Raw genomic sequence first — 14,051 nt, 5'->3', positions numbered from 1 at the left:
ATACATAATGCACATCCACTTCAATAGCCGATGCATGTGCTATTTTAACCCATTAGACTTATTAATAAACTGTTAAGGTTAAAATAACACATGTTTTGGTTAAATTTGCACATTCCCATTCCAATATTGAGGAGTATTTTCATACAATGAAAATGAGCAAGGAACCGATTTTAGAATCCATATCACCTAAGTTTGGCAGTTCGTTGAAGATTCACAACTTTGCGGTTGCTTCGAACGATTATGCCCCAACCTGGCATTTCCATCCCGAGATGGAGATTGCTTTTATAAATGGTGGTAGTGGAAAGCGGCATATCGGCAATCATGTTTCTTATTATAACGATGGTGACCTCATATTTATAGGGGCGAACCTCCCCCACTTTGGTTTTACCGATAGCCTTTCGGGGAATAAAAGCGAGGTCGTAATACAGGCCAAGGAGGATTTCCTGGGCGAGCATTTCTTCGACTTACCGGAAATGCAGCCCATCCGGCAGCTTTTCCAGCGGAGCAAGCAAGGCATGGTATTTCACGAGTCGGTACGAAATGAGATCGGACCTCAAATTGAAGGGCTTCTTGAACTTTCATCTTTTGAACAGCTGATGTCATTCCTAAACATACTGAAGCAACTGGCCTCAACCGATGACTACACCTTACTGAATGTTGAAAAGGTGGTACTGGAATCCAAGCCCCAGGACACTGAGCGGCTGGATATTATCTATTCCTTTGTAAGTAAGGAGTTTACTCGCACCATATTGTTGGCCGAGATCTCCGATAAGGTGAGCATGACCGAGCAGGCCTTCAGCAGGTATTTCAGAAAAAAAACAGGAAAGACATTTACTCAATTTGTAAATGAATACAGATTGGTGCATGCATCAAAGCTCTTAAGCGAACGACATCTGAGTATTACGGACGTTTGTTACGCCAGTGGATTCAATAACTTCTCTCACTTCAACAAGAGCTTCAAGGCATTTACCGGAAAGAGCCCGTCAAAATTCAGGGAACAGTTTAAAAATGTGGTTGATTCCTGAATTCTAACCCATTGGCGCTGAATTCTCACGGAAGGGTCCCGAATTCTCATCGTTCAGATTTAATTTACTGATAAACAATAGGTTTGATTATAACTTTTAATCTGAAACCTATGAAAACAATTACAACATTTTGCGTCGCATTGGCGCTAACGATGGGTCTGACGACCCTAGCCCAGCAAGCACGAACTTTACCCGCTCTTCTGGACGTACTGACAGAAAACCATACCGGACGAATCTCGGATGTATTTACAGAAACTGAAATCCAGATCCTGAGAGCTCATTTCGATCAGCTGAACGGGGATGAAATTCCACAAACCGAATTTCCAGGAAAAATGATTCGCACTACGGAAGCCGTTATGGGCCACTTCGCTAACATAATGCCAACCAATCTATCCATGATACAGATCGTCGCTCCTTCTCCACTGAGTGAATTTGAGGGTGCCGGGGCTACTATCCCGGGGAGCAAGGATGCTTACGTAGTGGACAACAATAATAACTTGTACCGAGTCTCAGATAACGGGGATTATCTTTTTATAGGTGAACTATCTCCAAATGGGGCACAATCCTTCACAGGGCTGGAATTTGCCTCGGACGGAACCCTATATGGCATAGCCACGGATGGGATGGGTAGTACCAGACTGTACGAGATTAATCCAATGAACCAGACCGTAACACCTATTGGAACGGACAACGGACTAGTTGTTGGGATAGCCCTCGGGCGTGACGCCAGCAACAACCTTTACAGCTATGACATCGATTCGGATACTGTTCATCGCATCGATAGGGTCACGGGCAACATTACTCTTTTAGGTCCGTTGGGCTTTGATGCAAATTTCGGACAAGGTATGGGCTATGATCATAAGTCGGGGAACCTGATGATGACAGCATTCAATAATGGAACCATTAAACCCGAATTACGTACGGTAAATACAACCACAGGGGCTACAACCCTGGTTGGTACCATAGTCCCTTCACAAACACTACAATTTGGTTGGATGAGTATGTTCGATCCGAACCTTGCTGTAGAAGACAAGAGTGCAATTCAATTTGGGCTGAGTCCTGTACCCGCAGGGAATTATCTGGACCTGAATGCAGCGATCAATATCGAAACTGTAGCGATCTACAATGTGCTTGGGCAGATCATTCTTCAGGAAACCGTAAACGATTCCACTGCACGTTTGGACATTTCAAATCTAAACGCAGGGGTATATATCCTTGAAGTGAATAGTAATAGAAGCCGTTCAGCCAAACGATTCATTAAACAATAAAAAAAAATGCCTTCAGAAAGCTGAAGGCATTTGATTTTATAGCGGGGGCGGTTTACATCGCTCCCCATTCTTTTAAGCTCTTGTTATTCAGCGAAACGTAATCGTCGTTGCCAGCAGCTTTAGCTAGCTCCAACGATCTCTTTGCTGCATTGATAGCACCTTTCTTATCTCCGGACTTCGCGTAGATAAGAGATTGTTGTCTGTGATACCAGAAAGCGGGTTGTTCTCGCATCTCAATAGCCTTATCGATCCACATTTTAGCCTTATTCATGTCCTTACCTGACTCCAGGTAGTATACAGCGGCCTGGTAATAGTCATTTGAAGATGGACCTGCCATTACTTTATCAATACTGGCACTTACCATTTTATCGGTGAAAACTTTGATTGGCAGAGAAACATAAGCACTCTCCCATATCATTCCCAGGTTTGCAGAATCATTCTTAACGTCGTCGAAAGAAATAGTGAAGGTCTGCACTTCCATTGGGATGGGTGCTACTCTTAACTTGGTTGATGCTACTACTTTACTTTGGTCCCATTCACTAGGTGTTCCCCAGTTCGAAGTATCGGCATAAATATAAACTTCCCAATTCTGAACTCCGGGCTTCGTATAAATAGCATAAGTACCTGCCTCAACAGTCTTTCCAGCTATTTGCACCGCATCCCCAAAAGTAATTTTGGTACATGCATTGGCTCCGGTTCTCCAGAGCTTGTCGTAAGGTACTAATCCACCAAAGATCTTTCTTCCCTTCATGGATGGACGAGAGTATTCAACGGTGACATCTGTTAGCCCAACTTTTTGTTCAATCTTTTGAAACGGACTGGGCGCAGGAGTTTGCAATTGTGCTTCAGCCGCAAAAGAAATGGCTACTGCACAGACAAATAGGAATATTTTTTTCATCGTGATGAGTGTTTTTATGGTTTAGTACGAAAATACAACAAGCCCCATATCCATTTAGTTAACGAAACCTTAAAAGAAATCCACAACACTCAATATTTGGTGCTTATTTGCCGTGGAAATCAAGGACAGTGTTAAACTTTTCTTTAACCTTAATTCTGTTTAACATATTGGGTGTAATTTTAAACATTATTTAGAAATACTAAACAATTGAAGATATACAGACTCCATACCAAGCAAAATTTACCTATCTCGAAACAACAGGCCTGGGAATTTTTGTCGGACCCAAAAAATCTTAAAGAGATAACCCCGGATTATATGGGGTTCAATATTCTATCCGGCGCAGATCGGCCTATGTTTGCGGGTCAGATCATTCAGTACATCGTTACTCCTGTTCTGGGCATAAAGACCAAGTGGGTTACGGAGATCACGCATGTGGTTGACGGGAGTTATTTTGTTGATGAACAACGATTCGGGCCTTATTCCTTATGGCATCACAAACACTTTATCAAGGAAATTGACGGTGGTGTTGAGATGGAGGATATTGTAGATTATAAGATACCTTTCGGATGGCTGGGTCAATTGATGCACCCTATCCTGGTGAAACCAAAATTGAATGAGATCTTTAAGTATAGGACAGCAAAATTGGAAGAACTCTTCGGAACAATATAATATGAAAAAGAACATTTTACTTATCGGTGGTTCCTACGGAATTGGTCAGGAAATCGCCAACCGACTAAAAGATGACCACACAGTGATGGTCGCCTCACGAACCAATGACGGCATCCCTGATGGCGTTCGTCATTTCGAATTCGATGTAGCAACCGACGACTTAATAACCCTCGACCTGCCTGAAACTATAGACGGTTTTGTGTACTGTCCGGGTAGTATCAATCTGCGACCCTTCAAAATGCTGAAGCCCGAGGCTTTTCAGAAAGAAATGGAAATCAATTTTATGGGAATGGTCCGATGTATTCATGGGATACTTCCCAAATTGAGCCAGGCAGATAACCCAAGTGTAGTACTTTTTAGTACGGTAGCGGTTAAGGTGGGAATGCCGTTTCATACCAGCATAGCAGCGGCAAAAGGAGCCGTTGAAGGATTCGCGAAATCACTGGCAGCCGAATATGCTCCCAAATTAAGAGTTAATGTAATCGCACCTTCCCTTACCGACACCCCTTTGGCGGGTAAACTATTATCTTCGGAAGAGAAAAAGGAAAAAATGGGAGAAAGGCATCCCCTGAAACGAGTGGGAACGGTGGAAGATATCGCAGCCACGGCTGTCTTCCTGCTGAAGGATGATTCGTCCTGGATGACGGGTCAGATTATTGGCGTAGATGGAGGAATGTCCACTTTAAACGTAAATTAATACTATGCAGGAGGTAAATGTATTTTGGTTCCGAAGAGACCTCCGGCTAGATGACAATGTAGGGTTCTTCAAGGCATTACAGGGTAAACACCCGGTTTTACTGCTTTTCATTTTCGACAAAAACATACTCGATGAACTACCTGCCGATGATGCCAGGGTAAGTTTTATCTTCAAACATGTGCAGCGAATGAGGGATGCACTCCAGGAAGAGGGTTCAAGTATCGCGACCTATTTCGGAGAGCCCATTCCTGTATTTGAAGAATTGATAAAGGATTATGACGTACAGAATGTAATCACCAACCATGATTACGAACCCTATGCTAAGGATCGTGATAATGCTGTTAAGGAGTTTCTTTCCGAAAAACAAATAGGTTTTTATAGCTATAAAGACCAGGTTATCTTCGAGAAGGACGAAGTTGTAAAGGACGATGGTGACCCCTATGTGGTTTATACACCCTATATGAAGACATGGCGGAGCAATTTTGACCCGGATAAGCATCTTAAGGATCATAATCCTTCAAAACATCTTAAAAATTTATACCAGCATTCACGATTGCCCAATCTTAGTTTAAGCGATATGGGGTTTGAGAAATCCTCCATTGAAGTGCCCGACTATGACGTTTCGTCTTCCCTCATTGATAATTATGAAAAGACGAGGAACTTTCCGGACAGGGATGGTACTTCGCACCTTGGCCCACACCTTCGTTTCGGGACGGTTAGTATCCGCCAGATGGTTCGAAGGGCATTAGATAGTTCCAATGACGTATTTCTGAAAGAACTGATATGGCGTGAATTCTTCATGCAGATCCTTTACCACTTCCCTCATACTGTGAATAAAGCATTCAAAGCCAAGTATGACCGCATTCCCTGGCGGAACAAGGAGGAAGAATTTGAGCGGTGGAAAGAAGGTAAAACCGGCTATCCGCTTGTAGATGCTGGCATGAGACAGCTCAATGCCACAGGCTATATGCATAATCGTGTACGCATGCTGGTGGCAAGTTTCTTATGTAAGCATTTACTTATCGACTGGCGATGGGGAGAAGCTTATTTTGCTGAAAAGTTATTGGACTATGAACAGGCCAGCAATGTCGGGAACTGGCAGTGGGCCGCAGGAAGCGGTGTGGATGCTGCACCCTATTTCCGAATATTCAATCCCATTACCCAGGTAGATAAGTTTGATAAGGACAAAAAGTACATTAAAACCTGGGTTAAGGAATTTGGAACAACGGCGTATTGCGACCAAATCGTGGAACATAAAAAAGGAAGAGAACGAGCCTTACACACTTATAAAGAGGCACTTATGTAAATGAAAATATTTGTAAGATTTTTCTTTAAAAGTGCTGTTTATCGATTTTTTTAATATATTTATCGATGTAATTTTGTGCAAGTCCCCAAATCGAGCCCCTATGAAATTATACGAAAACGAGTTCACCAACGGTGAAATTACAGTAACCTACGAGCCAAAAAAGTGTATTCATTCTGAAACCTGTGCCAAGGGGTTGTCGGATGTTTTTCGAACTTCTGTCATCCCATGGATCCATCTGGACGGTGTAGAATCGAAAAGAATTGTAGACCAGGTTAAGAGATGCCCTTCAGGAGCCCTTAGCTTTTGTTACAACAAGGAATTAGCTGGTGTTAAATAAATGGTAATTCCACGATACTGTTGGTAAATTCCGGACATTTTTCTACTCTTGTAGTCTAATTCTACAAGCAAACCTAATACCCAACAAATGAAAAGGACAATTACCTGCCTTCTTGTATCCCTTTGCTGTATACTATACCTCTCAGCACAAGAAGCATCCAATCAGAACAGCCTTGAAGATCAGTTCACCGATGTAATCGACAAATCCAACAGCTACCAGGATTTTAAGGTTATAAAAAAGGTTAAGATCAACCGTTTGAAACAAAACGTACTGGATAGCGTGGCCTCGTTGGAATCCAGAATAGACACGCTTTCCGGGCATATCGCTTCCCAGGATTCGGAAATTTCGAGTCTAAACCAGACACTTGAATCCACAAAAAGCGAATTAGCTACTTCCCGTGAGAAGGAAGATGGCATTTTTCTCTTCGGAATGCTACTCAGTAAATCAACCTATAATACCATATTATGGTCTGTGATCGGTATATTATTGCTGCTACTCATTGTCTTTATCATGAGGTACAGGACCAGTAACTCCGTAACGCGTTCAGCAAATGCCAAGCTGGCTGAGGTGGAAGCCGAATTTGAAGGGCATCGACAACGCAGCCTGGAACGGGAACAGCAAATTAGAAGAAAGCTTCAAGACGAACTAAACAAACAAAAGAAAGCATAAAAAAAGCCGCGGTATCCGCGGCTTTTTTGTTTTAGTCAATTCGTTTGATGTGCGCACCTACAGCACGCAATCGTTCGTCTATATTTTCATATCCCCTGTCGATCTGCTCAATATTGTGAATCGTACTTGTCCCTGTGGCGGACAGTGCCGCAATTAGTAGGGAAATACCAGCACGAATATCCGGAGAAACCATGGTAGTTGCCTTCAGATTCGACTTAAAGTCGTGGCCTATAACCGTTGCCCTGTGCGGATCACAAAGGATTATCTTGGCTCCCATATCGATAAGTTTATCCACAAAGAAGAGACGGCTCTCAAACATCTTCTGATGCACAAGCACTGATCCCCTGGCCTGTGTACAAACCACGAGTACGATACTCAATAAGTCCGGTGTGAATCCCGGCCATGGCGCATCGGAAATGGTCATGATAGAACCATCTATAAAGCTGTGTATTTCATAACCGTCCTGTTCCGGAATATGGATATCGTCCCCCACTTTTTCAAGTGTGATTCCCAATTTGCGAAAGGTATCAGGAATCAGACCCAGGTTTTCCCAGCTCACATTCTTAATAGTGATCTCACTACGCGTCATCGCAGCTAGTCCTATCCAACTACCAATCTCGATCATATCCGGTAGTACTCTGTGAGTACATCCTCCAAGGCTCTCCACTCCTTCTATTACGAGGAGATTAGAACCTACGCCTTCGATTTTAGCTCCCATGGAATTCAGCATTCGGCAGAGCTGTTGGAGGTAAGGTTCACAAGCGGCGTTGTATATCGTGGTTGTACCTTTCGCCAGTACAGCAGCCATTACAATGTTGGCCGTACCTGTAACGGAAGCCTGGTCAAGGAGCATATAGGTTCCTATAAGACCATTTGGGGCATCCACCCCGTAGAAACGTTCTTCGCGATTGTATCGGAAGTCGGCACCCAGCTTAATAAAGCCTTCAAAGTGAGTGTCCAGTCTGCGTCGGCCAATCTTATCTCCCCCGGGTCTAGGGATGTATCCCTTTCCGAAGCGAGCTAACATAGGACCAACTATCATGATGGATCCTCGCAGGGAACTTCCTTCCTGTTTAAATAGTTCAGATTCTAAATAACCCAGGTCCAGGTCATCTGCCTGGAAGGAAAAGGTTCCTTTATCCAGCTTTTCAACCTTGACACCCAGATTGCGAAGAATCTGTATGAGTTTATTAACATCCCGTATGTCCGGGATATTCTCAATGATAACTTTTTCGGGGGTTAGCAGAACGGCGCATAATATTTGAAGAGCTTCGTTCTTTGCACCTTGCGGATGGATATCTCCTTTGAGTTTATGTCCGCCTTCAATCTGAAATGTTGCCATGTTTATGGTAAGGCTGTTTTAGTATCTTTTGCGGCCGCGGCCACCCTTTTTACTCTTTTTACCGTTACTACTCTGATAACGCTTCTTCGTCTTCAGGAGTTCTGAAGAATTTGTAAGATCTTCGCTACTGTCCTTCATATTGAGCTTACCATCTGATAGCTCGAATAAATGCTGGAAGATCACATCATCTTCTACTGTGTCTTTGTTCCAGTTAAGGAAACTCTTTTTCATGTGGTTCGCGATGGTTAAAACCAGGCCGTCTTTCATATCACCGTCCTCCCAGCTGCAGGCAACATCGATCATCTTCTTGATGTTATTCCCGTAGAACCGGTATTTTGGATGGTTTTGAGGATAGGTAAGCGGCTCAGGACGCTCGCTAAGCTCTTCCTTAGAAGGCATAGGGAAAGGCGAATCCACATCCAGTTTGAAGTCGGAAATTATAAATAACTGGTCCCAAAGTTTATGCTGGAAATCCGGCACATCCCGAAGGTGGGGATTCAGGTTGCCCATTACGGCAATGATGCTTTTAGCGATCTTATTGCGTTCATCCCTGTCTTCCAGGGAAATACAATGATCGACCATCTTTTGTATATGACGGCCGTATTCAGGAATAATGAGCTTCTCTCGCTCAGTATTGTATTCAAGATTGTCTATCAAAATAAATTTTTTAAATGGGAAGTAACTTAAATGAAGTACTGCTGCCGCAAAATACTAAAATTATAGAGATATAACGCCCTCCACTTTAGAAACTTCCAGATATTTTTCCACTACGGCATCCGGCGATTCCATGGTTACCTTTATCGAAACGCTGGTATAATTGCCTTTAGATGAATCCCGTGTATTGATCACAGCGTCCATATCGTTAAAAGCTGCTTCGATCTCGGCGATCTTCTCCAAAGATGCCGGTACGATGAACTTATACATATACGGTGAAGGCCATGAGGTATCGTCCTGTAGCTGCTGCCGAAGCCTGTCGTAAAATGCTTTGGTTTCGGAATTCTGATTCATGCGGTTTTTCCTTTTTAAGACCCGGCAAAGATACGCTTTCGGGATCAATTTTTATTTACGAAATTTGTGTTTTACTTCTGAAGGGATCGGGCTATATTAACACCATCTCAATTCATACAAGATCACTTCAGCAAACACCGGAATCAATCCTCCGAAACATACACAACGGAGGTTAAAATTGTAACGTTTGAAAGCCAAAAGAATTGTTATCACGGGAGGACCCGGAACGGGCAAAACCACACTCGTAAAAGAGCTGGAGGACAAAGGATTCCCCTGTATGCACGAAATATCCAGGCAGGTGACTCTCGAAGCCCAGCAAGCGGGGATCGACCAACTCTTTCTGGAAGACCCGTTACTTTTCAGTAATAAACTGCTGCAAGGCCGATTGGAACAATTCAAGCAGGGAGATTCATTTCCTGAGGGTATCTTATTCTACGACCGTGGATTACCGGACGTAACGTCTTATATGGATTACCTGGGTACAGATTACCCGGAGCATTTCAACGAAACCTGCGCCAACTATAAATACGATGCTGTTTTTGTGCTTCCCCCCTGGCCCGATATTTATACCCAGGATAACGAGCGGTACGAAACTTTCGAAGAAGCCCAAAAGATATTTACACACCTGGTAAAAGGCTATAGCAAATACAATTACTACGTTCACGAAGTGCCCACCGGAGAAGTGGAAAACCGTATCGAATACATACTCAAACATTTAATCGGACTACATTGAAGTCGCCCATCCATATATTAAAGGAGTTTTTCGGACATGATTCTTTTCGTCCGTTGCAGGAAGACATTATCACTTCGGTGATGAACGGTAATGATACGGTGGCGCTCTTACCTACCGGCGGAGGGAAATCCGTATGCTTCCAGGTACCCGCTCTGGCTATGGGTGGCATTTGTATCGTGATATCACCTTTGGTAGCCCTGATGAACGACCAGGTGAACGAATTAAAGAATAAGGGCATCAAAGCATTGCATCTTGCAGGCGGCTTGTCCTTCGAGGAACTGCAAATTTCCCTGGACAATGCCTTGTACGGGAATTATAGCTTTTTATACCTGTCGCCGGAACGACTTCAACAGGAGATAGTTCAGAACGCCATTCGAAAGATGGACCTGTGCCTCATCGCAGTGGATGAAGCGCATTGTATTTCCCAATGGGGTAATGATTTCAGGCCCAATTACCGAAATATCAATATCCTTCGGGAATTGCATCCGCTGGTACCGATGATCGCCTTAACCGCTACTGCAACCCCGGAAGTACTCAAGGATACGATTTCAGAATTAAAACTGGAAATGCCCAAGGTCTATAAGCAAAGCTTTTTTCGACCCAATCTGGCATATAAAACGATCAAAGCCGAAGACAAGCTCTACCGGGTTGAGCAGTTGCTGAAGGATAACCGGGGATCGGCAATTGTTTATGTGCGTTCGCGCAGCATGGCGGTGGAAACCAGTGAACAATTAAATAAGCTAGGGATATCGTCAAGTTATTACCACGGAGGTATTCCTTCTGAAGTAAGACAAAAGCGATTGGAGGAATGGAAGAACGGCACTTTCTCGACTATGGTGGCTACCAATGCCTTCGGAATGGGAATAGATCATCCCAGAGTGCGATTTGTGATCCACCTTCAGCTACCTGAGAGCATTGAGAGCTACTTCCAGGAAGCCGGAAGAGCCGGGCGCGATGGAAATCCTGCAGAAGCTGTCCTTATATATAATGAGTACGACAAGATCCTTGTGAAGAAACAATTCATCGATGCGCTACCGGGGAGAAAACATTTGAAGAAGGTATACAGAAACCTGCTGAACTTCTTCCGTATACCCTATGGCGAAGGAGAATTTAGTTCGCATGCTTTCAACTTCACCGAGTTTTGCAAAACCTACTCACTACCTGCAAACCTAACTTACAACGCGCTCAATACCCTGGACAGAATTGGAGTGCTGCAGCTTTCGAGGCAATTCGGGCGTAAGTCGGTGCTGCGCTTTAGTCTCCCTTCGGAACAACTCCTCACCTACTTTGAGCAGGACCCAAAAGTTTCCCTTATCGGGAAAACCATACTGCGTATTTATGGTGGTATTTTCGAAATACTTACTCCCGTAAACCTTGACCTGGTAGCGGGGAAAATCGGGCAGTCGACGGGTATGGTGATAGAGGTGCTTCAGAAGATGGAAAAAGATGAAGTGGCCGAGTTGCAGTTGTTCGATACCGATGCTGTGATCACTTTCCTGGTACCACGTGAAGACGATAAGACCATCAACAGGATGGCAGTAGGTGTGAATGAATTGAATGAGAAAAAGGCTATGCAAGTGAAGGCCATGGTAACGTTCGTAACAAATAACTTCGATTGCAAGAGTGAGCAGCTGCTGCAGTATTTCGGAGAGGAGTTTACAGAGCGCTGCGGTGTATGCTCGGTTTGTCTGAAGGGAGAACAACTGCCTGGCTCGAACAAACCGGAGGAAATCGCGGCACAGGTTTTGACATTGCTGGGATCGGGAGGCATGGATTCCAGGGAAATTTCAGAAAAGCTTACTTTTACCGAAGCGGAAATCCTCACCGTTCTTAAAGCGCTGCTTGACAGCCGAAAAGTAGTATTAAACTCAAGAAATCAATATCAATTACCGGGATGAGAGACCTTAGGATCGTATTTATGGGCACGCCCGACTTCGCAGTGGGAGTGCTGAAATCACTTGTGGAAAGTGGGGCGAATATTGTTGGCGTGATCACGGCTACCGACAAACCCGCGGGGCGAGGAAGAAAGCTGCGTGCTTCAGCAGTTAAAACATATGCCGAAGCGCAGGGTCTGCACATCCTGCAACCAAAGAATTTAAAAAAGGAAGAATTCCTGGAAGAATTAGAATCGCTGAAGGCCAATTTGCAGATCGTAGTGGCTTTCAGGATGCTCCCGAAAGTGGTTTGGGCCATGCCTGAATACGGAACCTTTAATTTACACGCCTCCCTCCTGCCCGAATATCGCGGAGCTGCTCCCATAAACTGGGCCGTTATGAAGGGTGAGAAAAGAACTGGGGTTACAACCTTCTTTATAGATGAGAAGATCGATACTGGTGCTATTATCGCGAAGAAGGAAGTAGCGATAGACTCCAGGGAAACGGCCGGAAGCCTGCACGACAAGTTGATGGAGGTAGGTTCGGAACTGGTGTTGGAAACGGTTGAATTGATCACGGAAGGAGATGTTGAAACTACTATTCAGCCTACTTCAGAAGCATTAAAGGAAGCACCCAAGTTGAACAATGACAATACGAAGATCAACTGGGAGCAAACTTCGGAAGCGATCGATGCGCATATTCGGGGGTTGAATCCCTATCCGGGCGCCTGGTGTTACCTGGAGAACAATTCAGAAGAAATAAAAGTAAAGATCTACGGATGTAACTTCAGTTTAGAATCCCACGAGCTGTCTCCCGGAAGTATAATAAGTAGTAAAAAAGAGATCAAAGTTGCTACCGAAGACGGTTTTGTTGAAGTATTGGAAATTCAGCTTCCCGGAAAACGAAAAATGACGAGTTCTGATCTTCTGAATGGATATTCCTTTAATGTTGGAGCGAAACTTCTGTGAACCCTCATTATTGCTGAATTGGTGAAAATTCCTATGATTTTGGCTGTCTTTATTAACAAAGCAGCCGACTTATCAACAAAAACGCCGATTTCCCCCGTCATTCCTTGCGTGATATAAGAATCCGACTAAATTTGTAGAGCAATTAAGGAAAAGTTTAACCAACAATTTAATTTTAAACAGATAACTATGAACAAATCAGATTTAATCGATGGCATGGCAGAAGATGCTGGAATCACAAAAGCAGCTGCAAAAAAAGCATTAGAGTCTTTCCTAGGAAACGTTGAAGGCTCACTTAAAAAAGGTAACAGAGTATCTTTAGTTGGTTTTGGATCTTGGTCAGTTTCTAAGAGAGCTGCCAGAGAAGGAAGAAACCCTCAAACTGGAAAAACTATCAAAATCGCTGCTAAAAACGTAGTGAAGTTCAAAGCAGGATCAGATCTTTCAAGTTCTGTGAACTAAGAGTTACAAACTTAATTCTACTGAACCCTGCAATTCTTGCAGGGTTTTTTTTTGTACGAAAATCAGCGACTGGTCGTTGAAGTTGCTTTTTAAAAAATTAATACTTAGTTTTAATTAGACAAACTAACCGTATGACTACGATAAAACCGGACAAAGGAGTTTTACTCGTTGCGGAACCGTCTATAATAGGAGATGTTTCTTTCAACAGATCCATTGTGCTTTTAGCCGAGTATAATGACAATGGTTCGGTGGGCTTTATTCTGAACAAGCCTCTCAAGTACAAATTAAGAGATTTTATCCCCGAAATTTCTTCCGATCTCGAAGTGTACAACGGTGGACCCGTAGAACAGGACAACCTGTATTTCATACACAAAATCCCGGAACTCATCCCCGATAGTGTGGAGATCTCCAACGGAATATACTGGGGTGGCGACTTCAATGCTATTATGCACCTTCTGAAGGAAGATCGGCTAAAAAAGGAACAGATCCGCTTCTTCCTGGGCTATTCGGGCTGGTCGAGTGAGCAGCTTGAAGAAGAATTGGAAGTACAAAGCTGGGTTGTGGTTCCCAATATCTACGAAAACAAGATCCTTGGCAAATCAAACATCAATTTCTGGAAAGAAAAGATGATGGAGTTTGGCGGGGACTATCTTATCTGGTCCAACGCACCGGAAGATCCGAGTTATAACTAGGGCTGAAAGTTCGATGTCCGATGTCCGATGTCCGATGTCCGATGTCCGATGTCCGATGTCCGATGTCCGATGTCCGATGTCCGATGTCCGATGTCCGATGTCCGAT

At 43.7% G+C, this 14,051-nt stretch carries 16 protein-coding genes; 12 read left to right on the top strand and 4 right to left on the bottom strand.

What is annotated here, in order from left to right; genetic code table 11:
• Window positions 1-152 precede the first annotated feature (152 nt).
• The gene (locus J1N09_RS11525) at window positions 153-1,025 is read left to right on the top strand and encodes a helix-turn-helix transcriptional regulator (RefSeq protein WP_321160811.1); all 873 of its coding nucleotides are present in this window, start codon (window positions 153-155) and stop codon (window positions 1,023-1,025) included.
• A gap of 110 nt (window positions 1,026-1,135) precedes the next feature.
• The gene (locus J1N09_RS11520) at window positions 1,136-2,293 is read left to right on the top strand and encodes a T9SS type A sorting domain-containing protein (RefSeq protein WP_265200366.1); all 1,158 of its coding nucleotides are present in this window, start codon (window positions 1,136-1,138) and stop codon (window positions 2,291-2,293) included.
• Between the two features lie 52 nt (window positions 2,294-2,345).
• Here the strand turns inward: J1N09_RS11520 and J1N09_RS11515 are convergent, their stop codons facing one another.
• Complete coding sequence (locus tag J1N09_RS11515; RefSeq protein WP_265200365.1) at window positions 2,346-3,191, bottom strand: DUF2911 domain-containing protein; 846 nt, start codon at window positions 3,189-3,191, stop codon at window positions 2,346-2,348.
• A 207-nt stretch (window positions 3,192-3,398) separates the two neighbouring features.
• Here J1N09_RS11515 and J1N09_RS11510 point away from each other — a divergent pair, with 207 nt between their 5' ends.
• The 5 genes from J1N09_RS11510 (at window position 3,399) to J1N09_RS11490 (ending at window position 6,869) form a co-directional block, all read left to right on the top strand.
• A complete protein-coding gene (locus J1N09_RS11510) occupies window positions 3,399-3,860 on the top strand; it encodes an SRPBCC family protein (RefSeq protein ID WP_265200364.1) in 462 nt (153 codons plus the stop codon).
• Window position 3,861: 1 nt separating this feature from the next.
• Entirely contained in the window at window positions 3,862-4,557 is a 696-nt protein-coding gene (locus J1N09_RS11505; protein ID WP_265200363.1) for an SDR family NAD(P)-dependent oxidoreductase, read from the top strand.
• Between the two features lie 4 nt (window positions 4,558-4,561).
• Window positions 4,562-5,863: a cryptochrome/photolyase family protein gene (locus tag J1N09_RS11500; RefSeq protein ID WP_265200362.1), complete on the top strand. Its 1,302-nt coding sequence runs from the start codon at window positions 4,562-4,564 to the stop codon at window positions 5,861-5,863.
• A gap of 100 nt (window positions 5,864-5,963) precedes the next feature.
• Entirely contained in the window at window positions 5,964-6,200 is a 237-nt protein-coding gene (locus J1N09_RS11495; RefSeq protein ID WP_265200361.1) for a (4Fe-4S)-binding protein, read from the top strand.
• Window positions 6,201-6,287: 87 nt separating this feature from the next.
• Window positions 6,288-6,869: a tRNA (guanine-N1)-methyltransferase gene (locus J1N09_RS11490; protein ID WP_265200360.1), complete on the top strand. Its 582-nt coding sequence runs from the start codon at window positions 6,288-6,290 to the stop codon at window positions 6,867-6,869.
• Between the two features lie 31 nt (window positions 6,870-6,900).
• On the opposite strand, the gene murA is transcribed toward J1N09_RS11490, so the two are convergent.
• Genes murA through J1N09_RS11475 form a run of 3 tightly spaced genes read right to left on the bottom strand, consistent with a single transcriptional unit; the run spans window position 6,901 to window position 9,219 of the window.
• Window positions 6,901-8,211, bottom strand: coding sequence for a UDP-N-acetylglucosamine 1-carboxyvinyltransferase (gene murA / locus J1N09_RS11485; RefSeq protein WP_265200359.1), 1,311 nt, complete (start codon window positions 8,209-8,211; stop codon window positions 6,901-6,903).
• 18 nt (window positions 8,212-8,229) lie between these two features.
• The gene (locus J1N09_RS11480) at window positions 8,230-8,868 is read right to left on the bottom strand and encodes a DUF4290 domain-containing protein (RefSeq protein ID WP_265200358.1); all 639 of its coding nucleotides are present in this window, start codon (window positions 8,866-8,868) and stop codon (window positions 8,230-8,232) included.
• Between the two features lie 60 nt (window positions 8,869-8,928).
• Window positions 8,929-9,219: a DUF493 family protein gene (locus J1N09_RS11475; protein ID WP_265200357.1), complete on the bottom strand. Its 291-nt coding sequence runs from the start codon at window positions 9,217-9,219 to the stop codon at window positions 8,929-8,931.
• A 187-nt stretch (window positions 9,220-9,406) separates the two neighbouring features.
• Between J1N09_RS11475 and J1N09_RS11470 the strand changes: the two genes are divergently transcribed.
• The 5 genes from J1N09_RS11470 to J1N09_RS11450 all read left to right on the top strand — a co-directional run bounded on the left by J1N09_RS11470 (window position 9,407) and on the right by J1N09_RS11450 (window position 13,945).
• Window positions 9,407-9,952, top strand: a complete 546-nt coding sequence (locus J1N09_RS11470; protein ID WP_265200356.1) for an ATP-binding protein — start codon at window positions 9,407-9,409, stop codon at window positions 9,950-9,952.
• Entirely contained in the window at window positions 9,949-11,850 is a 1,902-nt protein-coding gene (locus J1N09_RS11465; protein ID WP_265200355.1) for an ATP-dependent DNA helicase RecQ, read from the top strand. Before J1N09_RS11470 ends, J1N09_RS11465 begins: the two co-directional genes overlap by 4 nt.
• Window positions 11,847-12,794 (top strand): methionyl-tRNA formyltransferase, encoded by a 948-nt coding sequence (gene fmt / locus J1N09_RS11460; protein WP_265200354.1) that lies wholly within the window; start codon window positions 11,847-11,849, stop codon window positions 12,792-12,794. The genes J1N09_RS11465 and fmt overlap by 4 nt, the downstream gene beginning before the upstream one ends.
• Before the next feature lie 186 nt (window positions 12,795-12,980).
• The gene (locus J1N09_RS11455; protein WP_265200353.1) at window positions 12,981-13,253 is read left to right on the top strand and encodes an HU family DNA-binding protein; all 273 of its coding nucleotides are present in this window, start codon (window positions 12,981-12,983) and stop codon (window positions 13,251-13,253) included.
• Between the two features lie 131 nt (window positions 13,254-13,384).
• Complete coding sequence (locus J1N09_RS11450) at window positions 13,385-13,945, top strand: YqgE/AlgH family protein (RefSeq protein ID WP_265200352.1); 561 nt, start codon at window positions 13,385-13,387, stop codon at window positions 13,943-13,945.
• Window positions 13,946-14,051 lie beyond the last annotated feature (106 nt).

It is taken from the genome of Aureitalea sp. L0-47, assembly GCF_026126405.1.
GTDB lineage: Bacteria > Bacteroidota > Bacteroidia > Flavobacteriales > Flavobacteriaceae > Pukyongia.
This window is presented reverse-complemented; position numbering and strand designations above follow the sequence as displayed.